This window comes from Providencia sp. PROV202 (genome assembly GCF_028479565.1).
GTDB classification, from domain to species: Bacteria; Pseudomonadota; Gammaproteobacteria; order Enterobacterales; family Enterobacteriaceae; genus Providencia; species Providencia zhijiangensis.
The window spans coordinates 143805-169871 of the sequence record NZ_JAMPNV010000001.1 but is presented as its reverse complement, the minus strand read 5'-3'; the positions used below and the strand labels follow the sequence as shown (position 1 = coordinate 169871).

The 26067-nt window shown below is 39.2% G+C and carries 23 protein-coding genes; 17 read left to right on the top strand and 6 right to left on the bottom strand.

All coding sequences use genetic code 11. The annotated features are described in order from the left end of the window. Positions 1–17: 17 nt before the first annotated feature. Positions 18–866, bottom strand: a complete 849-nt coding sequence (gene pdxK / locus PR799_RS00755; RefSeq protein WP_036979355.1) for a pyridoxine/pyridoxal/pyridoxamine kinase — start codon at positions 864–866, stop codon at positions 18–20. Positions 867–1521: 655 nt separating this feature from the next. Between pdxK and mdtJ the strand changes: the two genes are divergently transcribed. The 3 genes from mdtJ to PR799_RS00740 all read left to right on the top strand — a co-directional run bounded on the left by mdtJ (position 1522) and on the right by PR799_RS00740 (position 4275). After that, positions 1522–1950: a multidrug/spermidine efflux SMR transporter subunit MdtJ gene (gene mdtJ, locus PR799_RS00750; protein WP_036948234.1), complete on the top strand. Its 429-nt coding sequence runs from the start codon at positions 1522–1524 to the stop codon at positions 1948–1950. 1 nt (position 1951) lies between these two features. Continuing rightward, positions 1952–2284 (top strand): multidrug/spermidine efflux SMR transporter subunit MdtI, encoded by a 333-nt coding sequence (gene mdtI, locus PR799_RS00745; protein ID WP_211885489.1) that lies wholly within the window; start codon positions 1952–1954, stop codon positions 2282–2284. A gap of 674 nt (positions 2285–2958) precedes the next feature. Next, a complete protein-coding gene (locus PR799_RS00740; RefSeq protein ID WP_272521023.1) occupies positions 2959–4275 on the top strand; it encodes a colicin-like pore-forming protein in 1317 nt (438 codons plus the stop codon). Positions 4276–4302: 27 nt separating this feature from the next. On the opposite strand, the gene cui is transcribed toward PR799_RS00740, so the two are convergent. Together cui and PR799_RS00730 are read right to left on the bottom strand one after the other, a co-directional pair. After that, entirely contained in the window at positions 4303–4749 is a 447-nt protein-coding gene (gene cui / locus PR799_RS00735; RefSeq protein WP_230088584.1) for a colicin immunity protein Cui, read from the bottom strand. A gap of 438 nt (positions 4750–5187) precedes the next feature. After that, entirely contained in the window at positions 5188–5535 is a 348-nt protein-coding gene (locus PR799_RS00730) for a RidA family protein (RefSeq protein WP_036963562.1), read from the bottom strand. A 148-nt stretch (positions 5536–5683) separates the two neighbouring features. On the opposite strand from PR799_RS00730, the gene PR799_RS00725 reads away from it, so the two are divergent. The 9 genes from PR799_RS00725 (at position 5684) to PR799_RS00685 (ending at position 19195) form a co-directional block, all read left to right on the top strand. Beyond that, positions 5684–7609 carry an ATP-dependent DNA helicase gene (locus tag PR799_RS00725; protein ID WP_272521022.1) on the top strand — a complete coding sequence of 642 codons (1926 nt, stop codon included), beginning with the start codon at positions 5684–5686 and terminating at the stop codon, positions 7607–7609. Positions 7610–7712: 103 nt separating this feature from the next. After that, entirely contained in the window at positions 7713–8408 is a 696-nt protein-coding gene (gene tsaB / locus PR799_RS00720) for a tRNA (adenosine(37)-N6)-threonylcarbamoyltransferase complex dimerization subunit type 1 TsaB (RefSeq protein ID WP_154626758.1), read from the top strand. 231 nt (positions 8409–8639) lie between these two features. After that, a complete protein-coding gene (locus PR799_RS00715) occupies positions 8640–9242 on the top strand; it encodes a Slp family lipoprotein (protein WP_154603886.1) in 603 nt (200 codons plus the stop codon). A 333-nt stretch (positions 9243–9575) separates the two neighbouring features. Next, the gene (gene fadD, locus PR799_RS00710; RefSeq protein ID WP_272521021.1) at positions 9576–11264 is read left to right on the top strand and encodes a long-chain-fatty-acid--CoA ligase FadD; all 1689 of its coding nucleotides are present in this window, start codon (positions 9576–9578) and stop codon (positions 11262–11264) included. Between the two features lie 127 nt (positions 11265–11391). After that, a complete protein-coding gene (gene rnd / locus PR799_RS00705) occupies positions 11392–12513 on the top strand; it encodes a ribonuclease D (protein ID WP_154626763.1) in 1122 nt (373 codons plus the stop codon). A 519-nt stretch (positions 12514–13032) separates the two neighbouring features. After that, positions 13033–13800 carry a Slam-dependent surface lipoprotein gene (locus PR799_RS00700; protein ID WP_272521020.1) on the top strand — a complete coding sequence of 256 codons (768 nt, stop codon included), beginning with the start codon at positions 13033–13035 and terminating at the stop codon, positions 13798–13800. Positions 13801–13902: 102 nt separating this feature from the next. Beyond that, complete coding sequence (locus PR799_RS00695) at positions 13903–15312, top strand: surface lipoprotein assembly modifier (protein WP_272521019.1); 1410 nt, start codon at positions 13903–13905, stop codon at positions 15310–15312. Between the two features lie 18 nt (positions 15313–15330). Further along, a complete protein-coding gene (locus PR799_RS00690; protein ID WP_272521018.1) occupies positions 15331–18363 on the top strand; it encodes a TonB-dependent receptor domain-containing protein in 3033 nt (1010 codons plus the stop codon). A gap of 52 nt (positions 18364–18415) precedes the next feature. After that, entirely contained in the window at positions 18416–19195 is a 780-nt protein-coding gene (locus PR799_RS00685) for an energy transducer TonB (protein WP_272521017.1), read from the top strand. A 73-nt stretch (positions 19196–19268) separates the two neighbouring features. Here the strand turns inward: PR799_RS00685 and minE are convergent, their stop codons facing one another. The 3 genes from minE to minC are packed head-to-tail and all read right to left on the bottom strand — an operon-like array spanning position 19269 to position 21133. Further along, positions 19269–19565 carry a cell division topological specificity factor MinE gene (gene minE, locus PR799_RS00680; RefSeq protein WP_036948203.1) on the bottom strand — a complete coding sequence of 99 codons (297 nt, stop codon included), beginning with the start codon at positions 19563–19565 and terminating at the stop codon, positions 19269–19271. 3 nt (positions 19566–19568) lie between these two features. Next, the gene (gene minD, locus PR799_RS00675) at positions 19569–20384 is read right to left on the bottom strand and encodes a septum site-determining protein MinD (RefSeq protein WP_036948201.1); all 816 of its coding nucleotides are present in this window, start codon (positions 20382–20384) and stop codon (positions 19569–19571) included. Positions 20385–20407: 23 nt separating this feature from the next. Beyond that, entirely contained in the window at positions 20408–21133 is a 726-nt protein-coding gene (gene minC / locus PR799_RS00670; RefSeq protein WP_154626774.1) for a septum site-determining protein MinC, read from the bottom strand. A 129-nt stretch (positions 21134–21262) separates the two neighbouring features. Between minC and PR799_RS00665 the strand changes: the two genes are divergently transcribed. From PR799_RS00665 to PR799_RS00645, 5 genes are all read left to right on the top strand, one after another. After that, positions 21263–21532, top strand: coding sequence for a YcgL domain-containing protein (locus tag PR799_RS00665; protein WP_154626776.1), 270 nt, complete (start codon positions 21263–21265; stop codon positions 21530–21532). 49 nt (positions 21533–21581) lie between these two features. After that, positions 21582–22685 carry a lytic murein transglycosylase gene (locus PR799_RS00660; RefSeq protein WP_272521016.1) on the top strand — a complete coding sequence of 368 codons (1104 nt, stop codon included), beginning with the start codon at positions 21582–21584 and terminating at the stop codon, positions 22683–22685. A gap of 20 nt (positions 22686–22705) precedes the next feature. After that, positions 22706–23362: a fumarylacetoacetate hydrolase family protein gene (locus tag PR799_RS00655; protein ID WP_272521015.1), complete on the top strand. Its 657-nt coding sequence runs from the start codon at positions 22706–22708 to the stop codon at positions 23360–23362. Between the two features lie 17 nt (positions 23363–23379). After that, positions 23380–23823: a YcgN family cysteine cluster protein gene (locus tag PR799_RS00650; protein WP_224061158.1), complete on the top strand. Its 444-nt coding sequence runs from the start codon at positions 23380–23382 to the stop codon at positions 23821–23823. Between the two features lie 1667 nt (positions 23824–25490). Beyond that, a complete protein-coding gene (locus tag PR799_RS00645; protein WP_154626787.1) occupies positions 25491–26066 on the top strand; it encodes a fimbrial protein in 576 nt (191 codons plus the stop codon). Position 26067 lies beyond the last annotated feature (1 nt).

Here is a 26067-nt window from a genome sequence, read left to right as displayed (position 1 = left end):
ACCCTAAAATTACGTGATTACAGTACTAATTCACTTCGACCTGTCGCAGCCATATGAATGATGCCTTGCTCGATACGTAAACACGCCATTTTAGCCGCATCAGGAACCGATAAACCGGCTAATAATTGAGCCGTAAGCTCAGCGCCGAATAGGTCACCAGTGCCTTTTGGAGTGACAGGGTAACGTTTATGGCGAATAACGGCGACATCCTGTTTAGTTACGCAAACCACTTCAATACTTTCATCATCAGGTTGGAAAGCGCTTGTAATAATGACCCACTGAGTGTGACCTTTAAGCAACGAGCGAGCCGCACGGGTGGCATCGTCTAGATTATTGATCTCTTGCCCACTGAGTGTGGAAAGCTCAAATTTGTTCGGGATAATTCCCGTCGCGAGTGGGATGACTTCATGACGATAAACATCGGCAATCGCTGGAGGAATATAAAAGCCACTATCTTCATCTCCCATGACAGGGTCGACAATGACGGGCATTTTAGGGTGTTGCTCACGCACAGAGGCGAGCCAATTTGCAAGGTCGTGAGCTTTATCTGGTGAACCTAAATAACCCGTTAAAATGGCTTTAACGCTGTTTAAGCTGCCGCGTTCAACGAAGCCTTGTAAATAACCGCGAAACCATTCACCGGGTAATTCTCCACCATAACAAGTAGCATAGTGGGGTGTGTTGCTTAGAATAACGGTGGGAACCGCAGCAACGCGTAATCCCTGTTTGGTCAATGCAGGCACAGCGATGCTATTACCGACACTGCCATACACAACTTGTGATTGAATGGAGACGACATCATAAGGAAGTGGGGTGGCATCGGCGGCGTTTTGAAAGCTATTTGACGTTAGCGTAAAGGTATCCATGACTCTCTCTTATTGGTGTTCATTATTGCTATTTTCTAACGGATAACACGATAAGAAGCGTGTTGGCGTTGATTGTCAATGGTAACCGAAAAAATTCATATTGAATGGGATGGTTACAGCATAAAAAAGGGTGATAAAAAATTTTTTTGCTTAGATCCTCTAAAAATAAATGCGAGAAAAATAACGGAATTATTCGCAAAATAGACGCTGCCACTGTATTGCTTAGTATATTAATGAATATTTATGCATAAATATGAGGAATTCAAAAAGTGTTTGTATTCATTGACTTAATAATTTTGGCATGATAGAAATAGCTTGAAACTAACAATTATATGAGGGTTCGGAGTAACTTGGATGGATGTCCATCCGATGAAATGAATGAGATATCATGCTTAGCGTGACTAGCATAAAGATCAGTAAGTCCCAAAGAAGATCAACACACAAGCTTTTCCTTTCCGCTATTCTTTCCAGTGAGCATCACTGGTGTGGCGCATTATAGCGTCCTTCTAGATTATTCAATCCGCTGAATAAAATCAGCATTCTTTTGTTTTTATTTGAATTTTAAACAGCTTAAAGCTTAAGCATCAAGCTCATTGCCTTTCTATCTTGTTCAAAAAACAGGCTATGGCGAAGCTGTATCTAGAGGGATACTATAATGATTTATTGGATATTTTTAGCATTAGCTATCGTGACTGAGGTCATTGGTACGTTATCAATGAAACATGCCAGTGTAAGCGGTGATTTCACTGGCATGGCAGTGATGTATGTGATGATTGCGACTTCCTATATTTTACTGGCGGTTGCGGTAAAAAAAGTGGCACTGGGTGTCGCTTATGCGATGTGGGAAGGGGTTGGCGTTCTGTTGATCACTACCTTCAGTGTGCTGTGGTTTGGAGAATCACTGTCACCGATGAAAGTCGGTGGATTAGTTTTCCTGATCACGGGTATTGCATTGATCAAATCAGGCACCAAAAAAGCGACTGTTAGCCAGTCAGCTCAGAAGGTAAAACAAGCTGCTAAAAATGCGGTTGATTCCGCCAAAGCCCGAGCTTTAGTGACAAAGACCGCTAAATCGGAGGTGTAATATGGCCAGTCAATTTGAATGGTGGCATGCGGCATTTTTGATCCTCGCAGTGGTACTGGAAATTCTTGCCAACGTATTTTTAAAAATGTCGGATGGTTTTAGACGTTATTGGTTAGGAATTTTGTCTCTCATTGCCGTATTAGGGGCATTTAGTGCACTGGCGCAGGCAGTGAAGGGAATCGAACTGTCAGTCGCTTATGCCTTATGGGGAGCATTCGGTTTAATCGCCACAGTTGCTGCCGGCTGGATCCTGTTTAATCAGCGCTTGAACTATAAAGGCTGGGGTGGGCTAGTATTCCTACTTATCGGTATGGTATTGATTAAAATGTCGTAACGGATAATACAATTCTTAAAGCTATTAGTGCTTATTCTACAATATAGTATTAATAGCTTTTTAATATATAATTACATCTAAAGTTAATAATTTTAGTGAAATGAAAATTTTAAAATATTGATCTAATGTCCATAGAATAATATATGATTATTTATTCATACGTTAATGAAAATAATTTTATCTCTATTTATTTTCCCAATAGCAGCTATTCGGCGGCCTGTGGGCAAGGTAACGCAACAATTAAAGGTTACCAAACGCGTTTAAGTGAGGATTATAGCATCTCAATAGCTCAGTCTAGTCAACTCTTTGATATATCCGTTAATTGTAAAGACACTAGTTGTAGTGGCTATTTTACAATTCAATCAAGACATCATTTTCAAAAATGGATTTACTACAGTATTCACTAGTTTTTGTGAAAAATTAGATTCTCTTTATTTTATTAATTCATTTTTATGAAAAAAAGCATTACCCCCTTCAGAGTAGAAAATTTATTTATATCTATCATATTTTAGATGGAATGACTGAAAAGGTATGTTTATTTTTAAAAATCAGCAATGAAGATAATATTTACATTTTTATAATGAAGACTATTATATTTTATATATTGCATGCGATTGATTTTGATTTTATTTAATAAATATATTTATTTTTTATGCTCATAGAAAGGAAATATCATGAATGATGTAATGATAGTAACCCCACATAGTAATTTTCACGATAGATTGATTTATGATGGAACGGCTTCTACAGAATATGGAAATATTTCATTAAGTGATGCGGTGAATATATACTGCATGAAGAAAGATATGATTTGTCCTGTGTGTGGTGAGGTAAATTGTGTCTATTTTAAAAGATTGTGCGATGATTTACTAAAAAAGCCTAATGATAAAGAGCTTAAAAAAATAATGGTTAAAAGCCAAACGATAGGAGTTCCATTTACAAAGGTTTTTGATGAGTATCGTAATAAAGTTGAAAATCAACTCGCGGGTGTTCTTAAAAAAAATGGCATTGTTACAACGCTAAAGATTAGGCAGGAAATGTTTTCAAAGTATATGAATTTATTTGATATGTTGAATAGGAAGGTGGTAAATGGAAAGGAAATATATATTGATAAACACATTAAGAGTTCAATATTCAGTAAGATTAATTCTAAAACATCTGCGGTATTAACATATTTAAATACTTTAGATGGTGCTAGAAATATTAAAAACTACCCTGAAATGATAGATGCTTTGAGAAAAAATGATTTCAATAGAGCTTCTAAAAGTTTTTACAAAATGATGCCTAAGGATTTAGAAAGCTATTTAGCATTAGATACTATTATTGATGAAGCAATAGCCAAAAGGCAAGCTGATGAGGAATTGAAAAAAATTCAAGGTAAAGCCAAAGAGGAAATAATAAAATTACAAATAAATGAAGCTATTAAGACAGCATCAGAAATAATTTCAGATATTGGTGATAAAACATCTAAAATTATTGGAGATAAATATAAGGTTGCATCTGATAAAATAATTAATGAATTAAATAATTTTAAAGGTAAAAAAATAAAAAATTCAAGTGATGCGCTAAAAATTTTAGAGAGAACAATAAATCACCCATACCTTAAAGTTCATAAGAAAGACCTTCCCGCCATTTCTCAGGCTATAAAATTTATAGATGGAAAGAAGTTATCGGAGAATTTATATAAACTAGGTGGCTCTTTTAAGCTTGCGGATAAATTTTTGAAATTTGAAAAAATAAAAACTAAGGTTGAAGAGGGGTTTGAAACGGGAAACTGGAGACCTCTAGTTTTGGAAATTGAAGCTATGGCATTAGCAGGAGTTGCATCACCTATTGTATTAGCATTTACATCAGCAAGCCTAAGCTTATTATTACCGGTTACTATTTCAGTAACACTTTTATCTGTATCTGCCATCATATTAACCGCTGTGATTACATCTTATATTGATGCTGATTTTGCTGCTGCAATAAATAAAGAAATTATTCCATAAAGGTATTTTTAAATTCATAATTATGAATTATTCTGTATTTAATTTTTTATATTTAATAGGTAGAAATAGAAATGCATTTACTGTAGCGCAAGTAATGGTGAAGACTGATATAAAGATAGCGTAATAATAAAGGAATGAAGTAAATTCAAAAGCAGAAATTGAGCGTAAATTTACATTTCCATTTGACATGTTATAGTTTAAGAAGTAATTAATATATGTAATAATAAAAGTGATTGAAATTATACTAAAATAACCAAATATGGTTGTAACTATCCCTTTATTATATAATTTAAAATGTTCTTTTTTTATTTCTATAGAATTCCATACAATCAAATAGTATGGAATGGAAAAAAAAGGTGCCATTTTGCAGTATAAAGCGGATAGATAGCTTTCATTTCGATAATAATCTGAGTAAATTACAGGTATCTCACCTATCCAATTACTAATGTTTATTATTACTATGTTGGGTATCATGTGTAACCATATAGCAGAAAGAGGAATAGCCCCCAGCAAAATGGTAATAATAAAAACTAAGCTTGAATTGATCTTGAAAGACATTTTAGAATTCCTACTTCACATGATGGTGATAATAATATTCATTCCTATTTTCATGTAAAGATTTATTACTTCCTACTGTGTAGAGAAATACACATTTCATTTGAGATGAAAAAAGAATATGAGAAACAGTAAAGACTCTAAATAATACATTTTTACTTTTAATAATAAATCAAATGGATAGGTAAAATAAAGGCCAAAGCTCGTTACTGCCGTCATATGGCGATACGCAATGAAACTGAAAAAATAAGTGAAGTGAGAAAATGAAAGGTCAAGTTATCCCGTTAAAAAAATAATGGCGCTCACTTAAGGTGAGCGCCATTTGGCTGATGATTCTTTTTCAAGTATCAATTAAGACTAATCAATCGCCGCAACGATTTTGATCTCAACTTTATATTCTGGCTTCATCAGTGCCGCTTGAACAGTGCAACGAACAGGTGCACTGCCCGCAACAACCCATGCATCCCACGCTTGGTTCATGCCAGCAAAATCTGCTTTATCTGCAAGGAAGATAGTCGCATCTAAAATTTTGCTTTTATCGGAACCCACACGGCTTAACATGACATCAATAGCGGCTAAGGTATCTGCGGTTTGAATAATAATGTCGCCATCCAGTTTTTCTGGGACGCTAGTGTAGTAGACCACGTTGTTGTGGATAACAGCTTCAGACCAACGGGTATCTGGGTCAATGCGTTCAATAGTCATAATTGTTCCTTATTATCAATGCTGAACAAGGATATCAGTTTGCTACTATGATGAAAATCAGTTCATTGATGAAACGATAATTAGCTCAGCAGCCATCTTGAACTCATGGTAAAGTGTGTCCATCAACGGTAAGCAATATAGGTTCGTAGTGTCTAACGACTTTTCAGCAGATGGCTTTCTAGCAAAAACAATTCCCGGTTTCCAACCTCGAGCTGCGCAGGTCACCATGTCTGACGCGGTTACTCAATCTATTGAGCAGCAGCATGTGCTGGTGGCTGAAGCGGGGACAGGAACAGGAAAAACCTATGCGTACCTCGTCCCTGCATTACGTAGCGGCAAAAAAGTGATTGTCTCTACGGGGTCGAAAGCACTACAAGACCAACTCTATCACCGCGACCTCCCTACAATTATCGATGCGATGAGCTACACAGGTAAAACGGCGCTATTAAAAGGACGCTCAAATTATCTGTGTCTTGAACGGTTAGACCAGCAATCCCTAGGTGGAGGTAGCCTCGAACCGGAGATCCTCGCTGCGGTTGTGAGATTACGCAGTTGGTCCATTGAATCAGAACTAGGGGATACCAGTACCTGCCATGATATTGCTGAAGATAGCCCCGTTTGGCCTTTAGTCACTAGCACCAACGATAACTGCTTAGGCAGCGATTGCCCCCGCTACCAAGAGTGTTTTGTACTCAAAGCACGTCGTAAAGCTCTTGATGCCGATGTTGTGGTCGTTAACCACCATCTTTTTATGGCAGACAGAGTGGTGAAAGATACCGGTTTTGGGGAGTTGATCCCCCAAGCAGATGTGATGATCTTCGATGAAGCCCATCAAATCCCTGATATTGCAAGCCAATATTTTGGTCAGCAACTCAGTAGCCGGCAATTGTTAGATTTAGCTCGCGATATGATCATGACGTATCGTACAGAGCTAAAAGACCAAGCCCAATTGCAAAAAAGTGCTGATCGACTGACGCAAAGCACACTGGATTTTCGCCTTAATTTAGGGGAAAACAGCTTCCGAGGTAATTTACGGGAATTACTGAAATTGTCGGAAGTTCAGCGGGCGTTAACGCTACTCGATGATGCGCTTGAGCTCTGTTATGAAGTTATCAAAACGTCATTAGGACGCTCCCAAAGTTTGGATTCTATTTTCGAGCGCGTGACGATTTATCGCAACCGTCTTAACCGCTTAAAGGATGTCACCATTCCGGGTTATAGTTACTGGTTTGAGAGCTACGGACGTCACTTTTTATTAGCCTTAACACCACTCACTGTCGCTGATAAATTCAGTGAAATGATCGCGAGTACGCCGGCTAGTTGGGTGTTCACCTCGGCGACGCTTTCCGTGAACGAAAAGTTAAGCCATTTTACAGACAGACTCGGTCTTAGTGACGCGAAAACATTGTTGCTTGCTAGCCCCTTTGATTATGAAAGCCAAACCTTACTGTGTGTCCCGCGATTTTTACCTGAACCTAATCAACGGGGAAGTGCACAGAAATTGGCGAATATGCTGCGTCCACTGATCGAAAAAAACCAAGGTCGTTGTTTCTTCTTATGTACTTCACATTTGATGATGCGAGAACTTGCAGAAGAATTTAAAGCATCGCTTACGCTGCCTGTCCTTATGCAAGGCGAAAGCAGCAAAAATAAACTGTTAGCTCAATTTATTGCCGCGGGGAATGCGGTTTTAGTGGCGACGAGTAGTTTTTGGGAAGGGGTGGATGTCCGAGGGGATGAATTGACCTGCGTGATCATCGATAAACTCCCGTTTACTGCACCGGATGACCCGCTATTACGTGCTAGGATTGAAGATTGTGAACTCCGAGGCGGAGACCCATTTGCCGACGTTCAATTACCCGATGCCGTCATCACATTAAAGCAAGGGGTTGGGCGGTTGATCCGCGACACAAAAGATTACGGTGTTATTGTGATTTGTGACAATCGGCTCGTGACACGCCCTTACGGAGAGGTGTTTTTGCGAAGCTTACCCCCTTCGCCACGTACGCGAGATCTGAATAAAGCGATTGAATTTTTGGCAACAAAGCGCGCGGAAGCGACTGAGAAACACTAATTTTATGCAATCCCGTGGGCGGTTTATGCTAAGATACTGCCCATCTTTCAGGTTGCCGTCATAAGGCGACAACAAAAAACCTAATATTTGCCGGAGTTTAGGCATGTCGAGTCGTATTCTAGCTGTTGATACAGCCACTGAAGCTTGTTCTGTCGCATTACTGTGCGACGGTGAAATTATTTCGCGTTTTGCTATCTCTCCTCGCGAACATACTCAAAAAGTATTGCCGATGGTAGAAGAAGTACTGGCGCAAGCTGGCATTAAACTAAATCAATTAGATGCACTAGCATTTGGGCGTGGCCCGGGTAGCTTTACTGGGGTTCGAATTGGAGTGGGCATTGCTCAAGGACTAGCGCTGGGTGCCGATTTACCCATGATCGGTGTTTCCTCTTTGATGGCGCTGGCACAAGGGGTATACCGCACAACGAATAGTTCCCGTGTGCTGGTGGCGATTGATGCGCGAATGTCTGAAATCTATTGTGCGCAATATCAACGCGATGAACGCGGTTTCTGGTTAGGTGAAGAAACGGAAGCTGTGATGCTACCCGCTGATTTCAAATTAAAATTTACGGAATTAGAAGGGCAATGGAGTCATGCAGGAACGGGCTGGGCGGCTTATCCTGAATTATTAGAAGGCCCATTGTTGACCGACAGCCTAATCACATTACCCGCAGCGCAAGATATGCTGCCAATTGCAGAGCAGCTGTGGCAGGCAGGAAAAGTGACTGCGGTCGAGAATGTCGAACCGACTTACTTGCGTAATGAAGTGACTTGGAAAAAATTACCGGGTCGCGAATAAATAGAAGCAGCATGATTTTTGTCGAATGAAATAAAATGAAAAAAATAGCTATCAGGGTAAAACCGATAGCTATTTTTTTAATCTAAGATATAGAATCGGTGTTTAATTGAGCTATTATTGAATAAATAAGCGTTAATAAAAATTGGATTGCACATATAATGTGATAAGGAATACCAGCAGTTTTAATACGAACTCTCTCACTTTATAATGACGGCTAATTGGAGGTGGTAAATGAAAATTCAATTTAGCTACCGCTCAGCAATGAAAACGCTATTACTTGCGGGCATATTAGCGCTAGCAGGTTGTGTATCAATCCCTCAGTCTATTAAGGGGTCGGTACCTAATCCTGCAGATAATCTTAAGTCGGTACAAAATGCACCGGAGATGTATATCGGTCAAGAAGCACGTTTCGGTGGTAAAGTACTGTCTGTCTTTAATGAGCCGAAAAGAACGCGGATTGAGCTAGCCGTCATGACATTAAATAAATATGACGCTGCACCTGAATTAAACTCTCCGTCGCTTGGTCGTATTTACGCGTATATCAATGGGTTTGTTGAGCCAAACGATTTTAAAAACCGCTATGTCACTGTTGTGGGTAACATAACTGGAGAACAAGCAGGGAAAATCGGAGAGGTACCTTATCAGTATGTGACAATGAATGTCACTGGCTTCCAGCGTTGGAGTATTGCACAAAGTGTAATGATGCCACCGCCGGCAGGTCCATGGGGTTACGGGTATTATGGTTCCCCATATTACTATAATCATCCTTGGGGATGGGGCTATGGATACCCTGTGGGGCCTGCCCAAGTGCAGACGTATTTAACGGAAGATTAAGCAATAGTATTATTCTGCTAAAAATCCTAGTTAAGCTAGGATTTTTTTTATAAAGAAACTGAGCGGGAGTGGACTATTAACTGCTTAATTCTCCAAAAATTCCTGACAACGGTGTATAATTACGAGTTATAAGCAGACTAAAGTTCTGGTGAATTAATCATAAGTTGAATAGGGCGGCATTGACCGCCTTATTTTTATCTCGAAGGAATGAAATTTATTTAGTGATATAGCTCTCAACCTTAACATTGTCTAATTTTCAAACTGGTACAATGAGTTAATAATTTGTTAAAGGGTTGTGTAAAATAATAACTCACTAAATTCAGGAGTAACATTTTGGAAAAAATCTGGCTAAAAAACTATCCTGCTGATGTACCTGAAGAAATAAGTCCTGATGACTTCGCGTCATTAGCAGAGTTACTTGAAAATGCCGTTTCTCAATATGCGGATCAGCCGGCGTTCATTAATATGGGCGCCGTAATGACCTATCGTAAACTTGAAGAGAGAAGCCGCGCATTTGCCGCATACCTACAAAATGGATTGGGTCTTAAAAAGGGCGACCGAGTTGCTTTAATGATGCCAAACTTGCTGCAGTATCCCATTGCGCTGTTTGGGATTTTACGTGCAGGTATGGTGGTGGTTAATGTTAACCCGCTGTATACTCCACGAGAGTTAGAGCATCAGTTAAATGATAGCGGGGCGACAGCGATCGTTATCGTTTCTAACTTTGCGCATACGTTAGAGAAAATCGTTTTTAATACCAAAGTTAAACACGTTATTTTAACCCGCTTAGGGGATCAGCTACCGCGTCCGAAAGCCACAATTGTGGATTTTGTGGTGAAATATGTAAAACGGTTAGTTCCAAAATACAATTTGCCGGATGCCATTTCATTCCGTCGCGCCATGCATCAAGGTTATCGAATGCAATATATCAAGCCGAATATTATTGGCGAAGATTTAGCATTCTTACAATATACCGGTGGCACGACAGGGGTAGCTAAAGGTGCAATGTTAACACATCGCAATATGTTAGCGAATATAGCCCAAGCCAAAGCCGCTTATGGCCCTGTATTACATTTCGGTCATGAATATGTGGTAACGGCACTGCCGCTTTATCACGTCTTTGCGCTTACCGTAAACTGTTTATTGTTTATCAGTGTGGGGGGGGTGAATTTGCTTATCACTAACCCGCGAGATGTGCCAGATACGGTGAAACAATTATCCCGTTATCCATTTACAGCAATCACGGGTGTTAACACGCTCTTTAATGCATGGTTGCAAAACCCAGACTTCCAAAAGCTTGATTTTTCTCGTTTAAGATTGTCAGTTGGAGGCGGAATGCCGGTCCATAAAGCGGTTGCTCAGAAGTGGCAAGAGCTGACAGGACGGCATTTACTTGAAGGTTATGGCTTAACGGAATGTTCCCCATTAGTTTCTGGTAACCCATATAATTTAACAGCTTATAGTGGTAGTATCGGGTTACCTGTTCCATCAACGGATGTGAAGTTTTTAGATGATGATGGGAATGAAGTTCCTCGCGGTACTGCCGGGGAAATGTGGGTAAAAGGCCCGCAGGTGATGAAAGGGTATTGGAATCGCCCTGATGCGACCAGTGAAGCTATCGTTGATGGTTGGTTAGCCACTGGTGATATCGCCGAAATAGATGACGAAGGCTATATTCGTATTGTTGACCGCAAAAAAGATATGATTATTGTCTCTGGATTTAATGTCTACCCGAATGAAATCGAAGATGTTATTTCCATGCATCCTGATGTTATCGAATGTGCTGCAATTGGGGTGCCAAGCGAAAGTACTGGGGAAGCGGTGAAGGTTTTTGTGGTCACCAAAAATTCAGCTCTGACCGCTGCAGATCTAAAAACATTTTGCCGTCGTTCACTAACGGCTTATAAAGTCCCGAAAATTTTTGAGTTTCGTGATGAGCTGCCGAAATCTAACGTAGGAAAAATTCTACGAAAAGAACTACGAGCCGAAGAGCAGCAAGCACGAGAAAAATCACCGTCATAGCGAGTAAGCGATGAATAGCTAATTAGGCGATGAATTAACAAAAGCAATGTGTGTAACGCCGGTTTTTACCGGCGTTACTGTGTCAGTCAGATACACTTAACCAAATTATAATAAAGAGAAACTTGTTTTGAATTACCGTTTAGTCACCACAGATAGCGAATTAGCCCAAGTCTGCCAAGAGGCCAGTGATGCGCCATGGTTAGCATTAGATACTGAGTTTGTTCGCACCCGAACCTATTACCCACAGCTGGGTTTATTGCAGTTGTATGATGGAAAACAGGTTTCACTGATTGATCCGCTATTAATGACGGATTTTAGCCCATTTAAGGCGCTGTTAATCAATCCAAACCAATTGAAATTCTTACATGCAGGCAGCGAAGACTTAGAAGTGTTTATGCATGATTTTGGTTGTGTGCCAGAACCGATGATAGATACCCAAATCGTCGCGGCATTTTTGGGTTATCCCATTTCCTGTGGCTTTGCTACGCTGGTGGCGGAACATCTGGGTGTCGAGTTAGATAAAAGCGAATCTCGAACAGACTGGCTTGCCCGCCCATTAAGTTCGAAGCAGTGTGATTATGCGATGGCGGATGTGCTTTATTTACTGCCACTGGCTAAAATCTTGATGGAAAAAGTGACGGAAGCAGGCTATTTAGCTGATGCCCAAGATGAGTGCCAGCGTGTGGTTGCTCGTCGCCAAAAAACAGTCAAGCCTGAAAAAGCCTACTTAAATATTACGAATGCGTGGCAATTACGCGATGAACAACTTGCTTGCTTACAGCTGCTGGCGGCATGGCGTTTGGATCAAGCAAAAGCGCGGGATATGGCGATCAATTTCGTGATTAAAGAAGAAAATTTGTGGAAAGTCGCGCGTTATTTACCGAGCTCTTTAGGTGAATTGGATGCCCTGGGTTTATCTGGACAAGAAATTCGCTGCCATGGTCGCCGCTTGTTAAGTATTGTCGAAGAAGCGAAGAAACTGGACGCCAGCCAGTATCCAGCACCCGTTGCTAATATTACTGAGCAGAGCCAATACAAAAGCATTTTTAAAGAGATCAAAGGGGTGGTGAAAGAGATCGCCGAGAATGAAAAATTCAACCCAGAGTTATTAGCCTCTCGGAGACAAATTAACCAGTTATTAGCGGTGCATTGGGGGCTAAAAGAGAAATCCTGTCAGCCTGAACTGCTTGCTGGTTGGCGAGGCCGGTTACTGGAAGCGCCATTAACCCAATTACTTAGCCAAGCGTAATCATAATAAAGGCGCAAAATAGCGATAAATTTGCGCCTTTATGTCATTTTAAAAGTACCTTTTTTCTTGGGCATTTTGTCACTCATTTCAATAAGTTTTATTCTCATCCAGTCAATACTCAATATTTATTCTTCTTCAAATAATGAAGATTATTATTTAGCACCAATCTAAAAATAACACCGCTCATTAATCTTAATGACACTATTTAATGCATTTCAATTCTGTAATCACTCTTAAAAAATAGCCAATATAAATAAAAATAGAACTTAAAATAACCCATTACAGCGATGATTAACATTTGTAGGGGGAGGATTGTTTTATAGTTCATTGAAAAATAAAAAGAAAAAATATCATTCCAACACAATGATTCTTAATTGAATTATAATTCCTCTATTTGTAAATAAAACTCATTCTCATAAAATCATTTCCAGTTTGTGGGCCCGCAAATACGTCCAAGAGTACAGAGCAAAAAGCATCATCTCCTTTTAATTTGTTATTTTCAAAATAAGGAAATTGAATATGAATAAAAGTACTAAAGTTACATTAATTGCTATGTTGGTGGGTGTTTCAACTTGTGCAAGTGCGGTAACTGAATCTGCACAGAGCCAAACGTATGAGACAGAAAGATCGGATGTAACTGTAGGAGTAACGCAATCAGTTATAAACCCGCATGGTGGTGAAGTTGGTTCACCGGGCATTGGTTATCGTCATAAAGCTGATGGGAAAAGAATTTCATTTTCTGGTTTGACCAGATTGGTTATGATCCCAAAAGAGGGCAATGTCTATGTTGTTCCTAGAACACCACACGGTAATGTCGATATGGGGAAATTCCAGTTCTCTAAAATCGCAGATGCCGAGGTTTATTATGGGGATTGGTCACAAACAGGTGATTCAGACGATGCTAAACATACAGCCTTCTTCTCTGGTAAAGACGCCACAACGGTAGTCCCTACCGAAGGTAAAGCCACTTACACCATTGCAGGAATTAACCAATATGATGGTGAGAAAAAGCTTCCAGGTAGTTTTGAGGCGAACTTTGGGGATAAAGACTATACTGGTTCATTACAAGGAACTGCGCATCAGTATGATTTTAAAGGGAAAATAATGGATGGTGGGTCGTTTTCTGGAGATGCCATTGTTAAAAATTTCGAAAATACTCAGCAGAATACAGGTTTGAGTTATGGGCGCTTCTTTGGTGAGAATGCGGAACATGTTGGTGGTGTGTTGGTATTTAATGATAATCACAAACATGATACCGCCTTTGGTGGCAGCCAAACCGAAGAGTAATCTCTTTATTTAGCACTCTTTTTTAGCAATATCATTGTTATCAGGTAGGCAAAAATTATTTTGCCTACCTGTATTTTTATGGGAAAAGAAAAGGAAATAGAGATGAAAAAAATAATTAACAAGATTGAAGTATTAACTCTATTATTGTTTTCTGTAAATTCATTTTCTGAACAAAATTATGGGCAACAACAATATGAACAAGTAATAGGATTTTTAACTGAAATAAATAATACAAGAAGTAACTCGTCAATTATAATTCCACTTAAAATAAATAAAAATGTCGACGACCTTGGTTTTATTCTTTATGATTTAGTCAATCGGCAGCAATTCCACAAAATCGATGAGTTATTACCTGATTATCTAAGTGATGAAAATCACGATAAAGGTATGGTGGATTATATTTCAGCGGAGAGAGCTTATTTTAATGGCGATTACCTATTAGCACTAAAATTTTATTTAAAAATAGTTAATGGAAACCCTAATTCAGTGTTTGCTGAAATGAAATTAGCGCATGTGTATATAAAAAACAGTTATCATCGTGAAGCATTAACGTTATACAAGAAAATAAAAAACAAATATCGAGTAGGTTTACCTGAAGAGCGAATAAAACAGATAGATAATGAAATTATAGCATTAGAAAATCGAGCTCATTGGCAGGGAAATTTCAATGCGGATTTAAAGTATGACACAAACTATACTGAGGCTCACGGTAACAAGGAACAGCAATGTGGCATAGTGTGGTGCATGCAAGGTAGCGAAATCAAATCCGGTTTGGTGTACGGATTTTCAGGAAATGCCAATAAAATCCTTTGGCAATATCGAGGGCACTCGCTGTTAGCTGGTATAGGTGGACATGTATGGGAATACCCACATCGCTCAGTAAAAAGGCGTTTTTCAAGTTATTCATCAGTAAGCTATCAGTATCTTTATGGGAATAAGAAGGTCACGTTTTCACCTATTGTAGATATTAATTGGCGTGGGCATTTGTTTGACCATTACAGTGTCGGCGCGAGTATTACGGGGGCATATTCTCCCAGTAATAAGCTTTATTTGCTATCCAATCTAACGTATAAAAATCAGACTTTCTTTGGCAAACGAACATCACGATCAGGTTATGATATTAATTACAGTATAACGGCAATTTATTCGGTTAATCCACAATGGAGCTTATTTTCAAATTTATATGGTGGTAAAAACATTGAGCAATATAAAAGTGACAGTTATCAAGTATCAGGACTAACAGTAGGGTCAATTAATATATTTGGTACGAATAAGTTAATCAATAAACTAACAAGCAGTAACCATGATTTTTTTGATTTCGACAGTGCGCTTAATACAAAACGTAGCGATGAATCTTGGGAGCTAAATAGCCAAATAACGCTATTAGGTCACACATTTTTATCATTAACACCAACACTGTATGTTAATTATAAATTTAATGATAGCAGTGCAAAAATAAGCTATTCCTATAATAAAAGCGAAGTGGGTTTAAATTTAAGTAAAACGTTTTAGTTCGTATTGAGATTTAATATGAAAGTAACAGCGGTGGTGGCAATGCAAATTGCCACAGGGTTAACAATGGGTGTCATTTCACTTTCGTCTTATGCCAGCTCAAGGGAACAGGTGGGCAATATACAGGTAAAAGACCAGACTGATACGATTAAAATGCGGGATCAAAAGGGTGCGGATGACCAATATGATAAAGATGAATCAAATATCTATATCAGCAAAGAAGCAGCCGAGCGTTATAAAGGCACTAACCCCGCCGATATATTGAACCACGGTGTCGGTGTTTATAGCGGAGATGCACGTAATAGTGGGGCGTTAGACCCAAATGTGCGAGGCATTCAAGGTCAAGGACGCGTCCCTGTTACGGTGGATGGCACGGAGCAAGCCATCACAGTGTGGCGTGGCTACAATGGGGCTAATAACCGAAACTATGTTGACCCCAATATGATCAGCAGTATTACCGTAATAAAAAGCCCGATGCTAGATCGTGATATTCGTACCTCTATTGGTGGTGGAGTAGCAGTAAAAACCCTTAGCATTGATGATGTAGTCCCATCAGATGAACGTTTTGCTGTCGACCTTAAATTGGAAACACGCACTAATTCGACAAAACCACGAATGAAGCAATTGCATCTTGGAAGCGATTACCGCGATGACCCAGAACTGATGGAGAGTTTAGTTAATCATTATAATGACAGTTTATCATTAGTGATGTTCCGTGATCCTGAGACATCTGTAGAGCCAGATCAACCAGGAAGTTCTAATTTCTTTAATTTAAAAGACAGCGCGATGCGAGTAGCGCTTGGATTACGACAAGATAAATTTAACTTGCTATTTGCCTATAGTCACCGAAACCAAGGTAACTATTTTGCAGGGCGTCATGGTGCAAACTATTTCCGCGAGCCTATTGTCACTCGAGATAATAGATATTCAAATAAAACATTAGATCCTAATGTCCCCTTTGTTGCCAATGTCTACTTACCGACCAAAGAAGTGGGGAATACCTCCAGTAATATCGAAACTTTTCTTCAAAAAATGAATATGCAACTCTCTGAATCACAGAGTGTCTCCCTCGGCTATGTGCATACAAAAAGCCATTATGGGGAAATTATGCCCTCACAAATTCGTTTTCATGATTTGGCAGGAGAAATTCCCCAATGGCCTTTAGCAAATCTTAGTTTAGGTTCTTTTTATGTTAACTATGGATTTAAACCTAGTGACCAGCCGTTTTTTGATTTTCAGTTAAGTTATTGGCTAACAAAAATGGACTTAAATTCCAATACAGCAGGCGCTTTACCTAGGCAAGCAATGGAGTATGACTGGTCTACCGATATGACTTACAGAAATCCATATGTTAATGGAAAACTAGTAGATGGTATAAAACTGAGTCAACTCAATGATAGGCAAGGTATTTCTTTATCTAATAAGGTCCAATTAATGCCTAGCTTTGATGTGACTTTCATTGGTAATTTTACGAATGAGAAAATTCACAGTCATGATGATATTTATGACCCTAATGCTGAAGTGCCTAAATATAACGTATTTCGAGCGATTCCACGCGAAGGAAAGCGTCAAGAGTACAGTGGAGCCATTAGATTGGATTGGCGACCAACGGACTGGCTAAATGTCAATGCAGGTATTCAGTATCAAAATTATTGGTCGCGAGATTTATTAAGGGAACGTCGATTAAAAGTCAAAGATGAGCGCTTTGCTGTGCATCAAATTGAGAAAGCCATGAATTTTGAATACTCTCGACCGTTAACGGAACAGGAAGCGCGTAAAGTGAGAGAGTATGTGGATAACAAAGGGCGTACTTTTGATGGCTACGATAAGATAGGCCTCTGGCCGGATAGTACCATTGGTGTTTCTAAAATTGAGTGGTTTGTCGCCGAAGCGTTATCACTCCCTAAGTATTCCCTAAAAAAAGCCGAGCACTATTCTACAATCCATGAAGAGTATGAGGGGTTTCGTATTACCGGATTCGACTATATCAAATGGCGAGTGGATGAAGGTGGCAAGCTCACTACGGAGAATAACCCATTCTATAACGGAGAAATTGATCTCTCAGAAGAAGTGATTGACCCGATTAGCCAGAAAAAAGTCAAAGCAATCATAGCCTATCGCGCTCCAAATAAAGAATGGGACTATATATCAGTCAGTGAGAACGAAAAGTATAAAAAACCGGGTAAGCGCATTAATTCTGCATGGAGCCCATCAATAGGGGGATCTGTCTACCTCTCTGATAATGACCGCGTGTTTGCGCGCTACGCTGAAACTGTCAGAATGCCGAGTATTTTTGAAGATACGATTGGGTTTTCAGGGGCTGGTGAGGGTTCCATAAGAACACGTCCATTTAAACCAGAGCGCAGCCATACTTTTGAAATCGGTTATGTACGTAACTTGCAAAGTTGGGTAAAAGCAGAAAATGCCGCTGATTTTAGAATCAACTATTACCATAATATTATCGACAACGCGTTTGACCGTGATGGTAATTTGGTTTTTGCACAAATGGACCAGCACCGAACTGCTGGATTAGAAGTGTTAGCTCGCTATGATAATGGGCGTTTCTTTGGCGATATAGGGGTAGATTTCCGGCTGAAAAATGAAGTCTGTGATGATGCTTCGATGGCTCGTTTAGACCCGTTGAACAAATACAAAGGGTCAATCTGTACGGAAGGCGGCTTCCCAAACGGTTATCTCCGAACCCAATTACAGCCTAAATACAGTATCCATACTAATCTCGGTATGCGATTCTTTAATGAAAGTTTGGAAGTCGGCGGGCGTGTTCGGTATCACGCCAAGACAGAAAACAAAGATGAAGCACAGATGGCGAGCAAGTTCGGTCCTTCTTATTCACCTTTGAACAATACCCCGATGAGTTGGAATGCGGTATTTGTCACGGATGCTTATGTTACCTACCAAGTGAATAAGAACCTGTTAGTGGAGTTGTTAGCTTCTAACGTATTAAACGAATATTACATTGACCCATTGACGCGTAGCATGATGCCTGCGCCGGGAAGATCCCTTCGTTTAAGTGTGACCAGTCACTTCTAAGGCTCAGCCCCCAGCAAAGCATATTTGCTGGGGGCTGATTAGGAATATCGCCATGAATTATTTTCGAATTTATTATGGATTACCGCTTTCTGGCTTATTACACGGCACCATTATTTATTTCTGTTTTTTTGCATTCAATTCATTGTCATTCAAAATGACTGCGCCGTTGATTTCTCCAGTGGTGACCGTCGCGTTAACCCAGTTTTTAGTTGAGCAACAAGTGAGTATCCCCCAAGAAAGCCAATCGGTAACTGGCGGTGAACTCAATGCCATTGAGGAGTTTGAGCACGCGAATATCAAGGTCAGCAAGCAGCGTAGCCATCAAGATAATGCCTCAAATACCGTCGCTGATAAAATACCCAAAGAGGTGAAATCTGAAAAACGTAATCTTGTAAAAAATAAGGCTAAACCGGAAGAAAAAACCAAGAAAGAAAGTTCTCGGGATGATTTGCAAACCCAAAAAGCAAAAGAAGGCGAAAACACAGCAAATTCTTTAGCAGCAGGGCAGCAAGGTGATCTATCACATTTTTCTGATGGTGAAAATAACACTAATGCCAAACAGCGCTATTTAGACCAAATCAAACGGGAAATTGATAGCCATAAACAGTACCCGCGACGAGCACGAAAAATGCGTATGCAAGGGGATATTCAAGTTCAGTTTGATGTCACAGAGAAAGGCGAGTTGGTCAATGTGAAAGTGGTGGATTCAGAAAAAAGCCAATTTTTCGAACAGGCGATATTGGATGCGATTAAGCGTTGCAAGCCACTCGGTAAGCCACCTGAAAATATGAACAGTAAAATGATATTAAAAATCAATTTCAAATTAGACTGATACTGAAATCGATAACAAAATCAAGCCGCTATGGCGTTATATAAATATAGCGATATAGCGGCATTGTACAATATTACTGTTCTGCTGGTTTTGCTTCTTTAACGTCTTTACCTTCTTCCGCTTCAGGAAGGGTGACGTTTAATTCGAGAACAGAAATATCATCATCTTTTTGTTCAAATTGTACGGATAACATTTCTGGGTCAACTTGAACATACTTGCAAATAACTTGCAAAATATCTCGCTTCATATCAGCAAGATAAGCTGGCTCACTATCACCGCGACGACGTTCAGCAACGATGATCTGCAGTCGCTCTTTTGCGATATTTGCTGTCGTCTTTTTTCTCGACAGAAAGAAATCCAATAAAGCCATTATTTATCCCCCAAATAGACGCTTTAAGAAGCCTTTTTTCTCTTCTTCAATGAAACGCATAGGGCGATCTTCACCTAAAATACGTTCTACACAGTCGCTATATGCTTGTCCTGCTTCAGAGTCAGAGTCCAGAATGACAGGTTCACCTTGGTTTGATGAACGTAAAACAGACTGATCTTCTGGGATCACACCCACTAATGGAATGCACAGAATTTCCAAAACGTCTTCCATACTCAGCATATCACCACGAGTCACACGACCTGGGTTATAGCGAGTTAACAATAAACGCTCTTTAATTGGGTCTTGACCTTGTTCTGCGCGGCGTGATTTAGAGGATAAAATCCCTAAAATACGGTCTGAGTCACGAACAGAAGAGACTTCTGGGTTAGTTGTGATAATGGCTTCATCAGCAAAATACAGCGCCATTAATGCGCCACTCTCAATACCGGCAGGAGAGTCACAGATAATAAAGTCAAACGCCATTTCGTTGCTGAGTTCATCCAGAATTTTTTCAACACCTTCACGAGTCAGCGCATCTTTATCACGAGTTTGTGATGCAGGAAGAATATAAAGGTTTTCAGTGCGTTTATCTTTGATTAACGCCTGATTAAGAGTTGCATCACCTTGGATAACGTTAACGAAGTCATAGACTACTCGACGTTCACACCCCATGATTAGGTCAAGGTTACGCAGACCGATATCGAAATCGATAACTACGGTTTTCTTCCCTTTTTGAGCTAGGCCGGTAGCTATGGCCGCGCTTGAAGTGGTTTTACCAACGCCACCTTTACCAGAAGTAACAACAATTATGCGTGCCATGAATAATTCCTTGTAAATAAGGTCTAATTTAAGTATTCAATATTAAGTTTGTTATCAACTAAACAAAGTTTAGCTGCTTTGGCGAGAAATTCAGTAGGTATCTGATCACTCAACCAATACTCGCCTGCAATGGACACTAGCTCTGCTTGCAAATGAGTACAATAAATCTGGCTTTCCATATCACCAGAGGCACCAGCAAGGGCACGACCTCTCATAACGCCATAGATATGAATATTACCATCTGCTAATAATTCTGCACCTGCACTAACATTACTTGTGACGATGAGATCACTATTTGGCGCATAAATACGCTGACCTGAACGAACAGGAGTATTGATAATACGGGTTTTGCGATAAGCAGATTCGATAGGAGCAGGTTGCGGGGCAATATCAGATTTCGCAAAAGAGACGTCATCTGTTGAAGGTTCTGGCGCTTTTTTGCTTTTACCTTCAATAAGCACTGGCAAGCCCGCTTCATTGATCTTTTGTCTTAACAGTGGATCAGTACAACCACTGACGCCCACAATTCGAAGACCAGCAGAGACAATCGCTTTGTGAATACTGTACATATCCGCGTGGTGAGTTAATTCTGCAACATTAATAACAACTGGGGCATTTTTAAGAAAATCAGGAGCCTGATTGACCTTGTCTTGCAGCGCTTTTTTGATGAGTTTAGGCTCTTCACTGTGTAAGTGAATGACTGAAAGAGTAAAACTGCTGCCTTTAAGTTCTATTGGCGATTGTGGCATCTATCTAGACTCAGCAAATTAAAATTTCCGAAACAATCCTCGGGTGAAGATACTCAGTAAAACAATAGCATGTTATAGTTACTGCATACTTCAAGCAAGCTTACGAACCAAGAAAAAGAGTTAAATATAATGATTTGTGCAATTTATAGAAGCCCGAACCGTGATCAAACTTATTTATATGTCGAAAAGAAAGATGACTTTTCACGCGTTCCAGAAGAACTCCTCAAGCAATTTGGCAAACCACAGTTTTCAATGTTAATTTCATTGGATAAACGTGAAAAGCTAGCAAATGCGGACATTGAGCGAGTTCGAGCTGACCTCCAAGACATTGGTTACTACTTGCAATTCCCACCTCCGGTTGAAAATTTACTTTCTGAGTATCGCGAATTAAACGACTAAGATAATTTAGGATGATCCTTAAAAAGCCATTATCGTCAGGAGGATAAAAATGAAGCCAACGTTATTATATACATTAGTCGCTGGTGTGCTTTTAGCAAGTTGTAGTGCTCCACAGACTCAAAAAGCTGCAACTCAAGCAAACGAAACTCGAATTCTGACAACGGCACAAGAAGCTGCGATTGAGAAAGAAGTTATCGCGCTAGATAAAGCTTTTCCAATTGAGCAACGTGAACCTTCACAATTCCCCGCTTATGTGGAATTGCTGAAACAACATGCTGTGGCTCAAGGTATCAAACAATCTACGATTGATCGTGGCTTTGCTAACATTTATTTCCTTGAACGTGTCGTAAAAGCGGATAAAGGGCAACCTGAAAAACGCGCAACAGTGACGTTAGCCAGCTATTTAAAAAATGTCTTACCACAATCTCGTATTAATGCGGGTGTTGAAAAGTACTATGAAAACCAAGTTGTATTAAACGCAATTAGCCAAAAATATGGCGTGCCGCCGCAATACATTGTCTCTTTATGGGGACTCGAAAGTGGTTTTGGTCGTTCACAAGGTAAAGAAGATGTGATTTCAGCACTTGCCACACTCTCTTTTGAAGGGCGTCGTGAAGCACTGTTTAGTAAGCAATTATTAGCCGCACTGGAAATCATGGATAAAGGCTATATCCCAGAAGATCAGCAACTGAAAGGTTCATGGGCTGGAGCGATGGGGCAGAGCCAATTTATGCCAACTTCTTATTTATCCTATGCCGCAGATGGTGATGGTGACGGTAAAATGGACATTTGGAATAACAAAGCCGATGTCTTTGCTTCAGTTGCCAATTATTTATCCACCGAAGGGTGGCAATCTGCATTACCATGGGGCTATCAAGTTTCACTACCTGCTGATTTTAACCGTAGTTTAGAAGGGGTTAAAACGGAACAAGGGAAAACCGTTCAGGAGTGGGAAAAATTAGGGGTGAAATTACCTGCATTTTCTCAACTTTCGCCAGGTGTGAAAACATGGGTGGTTATTCCTGATGACCCTGAAGGTCGAACATTCTTAGTGACCCAAAACTTCCGCACGATTATGCATTGGAATCGTTCATATTATTTCGCATTAAGTGTTTGTATGATGGCGGATGGCATCGCTGCAAAAATACAATAACGATAATAGGAGTTACCGACATGTATCAACATCGCGACTGGCAAGGCGCTTTATTAGACTTCCCTGCCAATAAAGTAGTTTGTGTGGGCAGTAACTATGCCAAACATATTAAAGAAATGGGTTCAGCATTACCTGAGGAGCCTGTCTTATTTATTAAACCGGAAACTGCCCTGTGTGATGTGAACCAGCCAATTGTTATTCCTAAAGAATTAGGCTCGGTTCACCACGAAGTTGAGATGGCGATTTTGATCGGTATGCCTCTTAAAAATGCGGATGAAGATAGGGTTGCTCGTGCAATTGCCGGTTATGCGGTAGCACTTGATTTGACCTTAAGAGACTTACAGGCAAAGTTTAAGAAAGTAGGGCAGCCATGGGAAAAAAGCAAAGCTTTTGATGGTTCATGCCCGATTTCTGGATTTATTCCCGTCGGTGGTACCAGTGACCTGCAAAATATGTCACTGAGTTTAGAAATCAACGGCGAGGTTCGTCAGTCTGGCTCAACCCGTGATATGATCACACCAGTTTTACCGCTAATTAGCTATATGTCCCGTTTCTTTACCCTGCGTCCTGGGGACGTTATTTTAACTGGAACACCGGAAGGTGTGGGGCCATTGGCTTCTGGGGATATGTTAAAGCTAACGATTAATGATAGTTCACTGACCACTAGAGTCATTTAAGTATAGGATTTTGCAGTATTATGTCTCAGTTTTTCTGGCAGGTTAAAACCTTAGATGAAATGACCGATGAAGAGTGGGAGTCTCTCTGTGATGGATGTGGGCAATGCTGCTTGCATAAATTAATGGATGAGGACACCGATGAGATCTATTTCACTAATGTGGCTTGCAACCAGTTAAATATTAAAACCTGTCAGTGCAGACATTATGCAGATCGTTTCAAATATGAAGCAGATTGCATAAAACTGACTCGGGATAATCTGGAAACATTTGCTTGGTTACCAAGTACCTGCGCATACCGCTTGTTAATGGAAGGAAAACCGCTTCCTGCATGGCATCCATTGAAAACCGGTTCAAAAGCTGCAATGCATAATGAAGGTATCTCAGTTCGCCATATCGCAGTACGAGAAATTGATGTGGTAGAGTGGGAAGATCATATTATGAACCGACCAAACGCCAGATAATGCATCATTAATGGACTTTTCTAAAAAACCGCTTCATTTATATGGAGCGGTTTTTTTATCCTGCGCCTTTAACTAGATTCAAAGCCCTCAATTCGATGAAAAACGACAAATCGAATAAAGAACCATCAGTTTTGCCCGCCTGTCAAAATCTTTTGTTATAAATAAGAAATTTGTATTTTGAGGAGCTTATTAAAATAAATTACTCAAAAACGAGAACAAATTTGGCTTATATTTAGCAATGTTCAAATGTTAAATATTTTTTAATAAAAAGTAGAGTGATATTTAAATAATATTTGGTCAGCCTAATTAACACACGTGATGATTTTAAGTAATATTCAGTAGGATGTTGAAATAATATACTTTTTCTGTCTTATTGTGCTCAAATATCTTATTGTCATTGAAGAACTAATTTAATGAGTCAATGTTATCTAAATAGAACTATGATTAACGTTATTGTCACGTTAGTTTATTGAAAAGATGAGTAGAATAGGTAGTGTTAAAATCGATTAGCACTTAGCTTTAAATGCTTTTTTGTTCAAAATGAAGACATAAGGTAAATCAGAAACTCACAAAATGCGTTTTTAGGAATATTCCTAATATGCTTTTTTTAGGCAATTTTTATAAATTTGGTCGAATTGCTGTTTTTGAAAAATAACCTTATATATCACTGAATTACGCAAATGTGTCAAATTTTGACGCAGATCAAGTTTTTGGCTAAAAAGTACCACTTATTTAGTATTGTTAGATCAGAAATGATTATTTCCGCTTACATAGCCTCATACCTTGATACTCTTAATAAGATTAAATTGTCAAAGCCTTATTATATGACAGGAGCATTATCTTGCGGTATTTATGATTTTTTATCATAAATATTTTCCTTGCCTCTTTACCGCGTTTTTTCTATTCCCTCTATGATAGTGTTAGTCACTAAGAAATTGTTGTTATATAAATTTTTACTTCAACCTAAGGCGCAATAAAGTTATAGATAATTCTTTTACTCTCATTTAGAGTTAATTGGGTATTAGAATAATAATTCGATATTTAATTTTATTTATTGGCAAATGTTTCAATATGAACATCGAGTAATTGCATAAGAATAATTTATCAATTACGTGTTTTTAACACGTATAGGGTGAATTCATTTTGTAATTAAAAGAATAGAAAAAGTGTCTAAATGTAAATAAAAATACAAAATTTAACTTATATCGCAAATTTAAAATATTCACAAAAATCTCATATATCTTATAAAAACAAATTTAAATGTTATGCATTTAAGTATGTGACTTGTAATTATCTAATTCACCCTCTAAATATGACTTATTAAGTGTGATTAATATATTGACTATTTCGATTGATAGATCATTTGCAATAGGTCACACCTATCAAATTGTTAAGAAGCTAAGGTAAAAACGATTTAATGACACATAAGTTTTTATGTATTCTTTGCTTCGAATTAGTGGTCATACAACTTGTTGGTCAAAAACAGATATCACTGAGCTATTGCTTATGTGCGCATTACGGTGATCCGTTGAAGCTCTAAATATGCTGACTTCTGGCTGTATTTTAATACGGTCGGACTCTGTTTTTGCTGTTACCCAAGAATGAATAAAAGACCTCTTAATAATTTGTATAAGCAATAAATAAAAAACTCATCTTAGGAATTGAAAATGAAAAAAGTTTTACTGACTGCTATCGCAGCAACAGTTCTTGGTTTCACAACAGCAAATGCAGCAACTTCCGTTGGCGGTGGCCAAGTTAACTTTAACGGTAAAGTAATGGATGTTTCTTGTAACGTTTCCGTTGATGGTCAAGGCAGCGATGCAACTGTGTATTTAGCACCTGTTTCTTTACAAGAAGTTAAAAACGGCGGCGCTAACACTATTTTAAAACCAAAAACTTTTGCTATCGAAATCAGTGATTGTGCACAAAGCGGCAAACCTGTTACTGATACTGCAGGTTTAGGTGTGCGTTGGACTGGTGGTAACTTAGCCGCTAATACTAACGGTAGCTTAGCTAACACCGTTGTTAACGGCGCTAAAAACATCCAATTAGCACTGTCTACTGATGGCGAAAAAACCACTAAAATTTTCCCAGGTCAAGCAAGCCAACCAAAAGCAATTGGTGAGAAAAACGGTAGCAATACCCGTTTCACTTACTATGTTGGTTACTCTACAGCAACTCCTGACACTGTAAGCGCGGGGGAAATCCAAAGCTACGCGACTTACGAAATTACTTATAACTAAT

Bases quoted from the DNA above. Each gene is read 5' to 3' on its own strand.
- pdxK (WP_036979355.1), bottom strand. From the start codon at position 866: ATGGATACCTTTACGCTAACGTCAAATAGCTTTCAAAACGCCGCCGAT.
- mdtJ (WP_036948234.1), top strand. From the start codon at position 1,522: ATGATTTATTGGATATTTTTAGCATTAGCTATCGTGACTGAGGTCATT.
- mdtI (WP_211885489.1), top strand. From the start codon at position 1,952: ATGGCCAGTCAATTTGAATGGTGGCATGCGGCATTTTTGATCCTCGCA.
- PR799_RS00740 (WP_272521023.1), top strand. From the start codon at position 2,959: ATGAATGATGTAATGATAGTAACCCCACATAGTAATTTTCACGATAGA.
- cui (WP_230088584.1), bottom strand. From the start codon at position 4,749: ATGATACCCAACATAGTAATAATAAACATTAGTAATTGGATAGGTGAG.
- PR799_RS00730 (WP_036963562.1), bottom strand. From the start codon at position 5,535: ATGACTATTGAACGCATTGACCCAGATACCCGTTGGTCTGAAGCTGTT.
- tsaB (WP_154626758.1), top strand. From the start codon at position 7,713: ATGTCGAGTCGTATTCTAGCTGTTGATACAGCCACTGAAGCTTGTTCT.
- PR799_RS00715 (WP_154603886.1), top strand. From the start codon at position 8,640: ATGAAAATTCAATTTAGCTACCGCTCAGCAATGAAAACGCTATTACTT.
- PR799_RS00700 (WP_272521020.1), top strand. From the start codon at position 13,033: ATGAATAAAAGTACTAAAGTTACATTAATTGCTATGTTGGTGGGTGTT.
- PR799_RS00695 (WP_272521019.1), top strand. From the start codon at position 13,903: ATGAAAAAAATAATTAACAAGATTGAAGTATTAACTCTATTATTGTTT.
- PR799_RS00690 (WP_272521018.1), top strand. From the start codon at position 15,331: ATGAAAGTAACAGCGGTGGTGGCAATGCAAATTGCCACAGGGTTAACA.
- PR799_RS00685 (WP_272521017.1), top strand. From the start codon at position 18,416: ATGAATTATTTTCGAATTTATTATGGATTACCGCTTTCTGGCTTATTA.
- minE (WP_036948203.1), bottom strand. From the start codon at position 19,565: ATGGCTTTATTGGATTTCTTTCTGTCGAGAAAAAAGACGACAGCAAAT.
- minD (WP_036948201.1), bottom strand. From the start codon at position 20,384: ATGGCACGCATAATTGTTGTTACTTCTGGTAAAGGTGGCGTTGGTAAA.
- minC (WP_154626774.1), bottom strand. From the start codon at position 21,133: ATGCCACAATCGCCAATAGAACTTAAAGGCAGCAGTTTTACTCTTTCA.
- PR799_RS00665 (WP_154626776.1), top strand. From the start codon at position 21,263: ATGATTTGTGCAATTTATAGAAGCCCGAACCGTGATCAAACTTATTTA.
- PR799_RS00660 (WP_272521016.1), top strand. From the start codon at position 21,582: ATGAAGCCAACGTTATTATATACATTAGTCGCTGGTGTGCTTTTAGCA.
- PR799_RS00655 (WP_272521015.1), top strand. From the start codon at position 22,706: ATGTATCAACATCGCGACTGGCAAGGCGCTTTATTAGACTTCCCTGCC.
- PR799_RS00645 (WP_154626787.1), top strand. From the start codon at position 25,491: ATGAAAAAAGTTTTACTGACTGCTATCGCAGCAACAGTTCTTGGTTTC.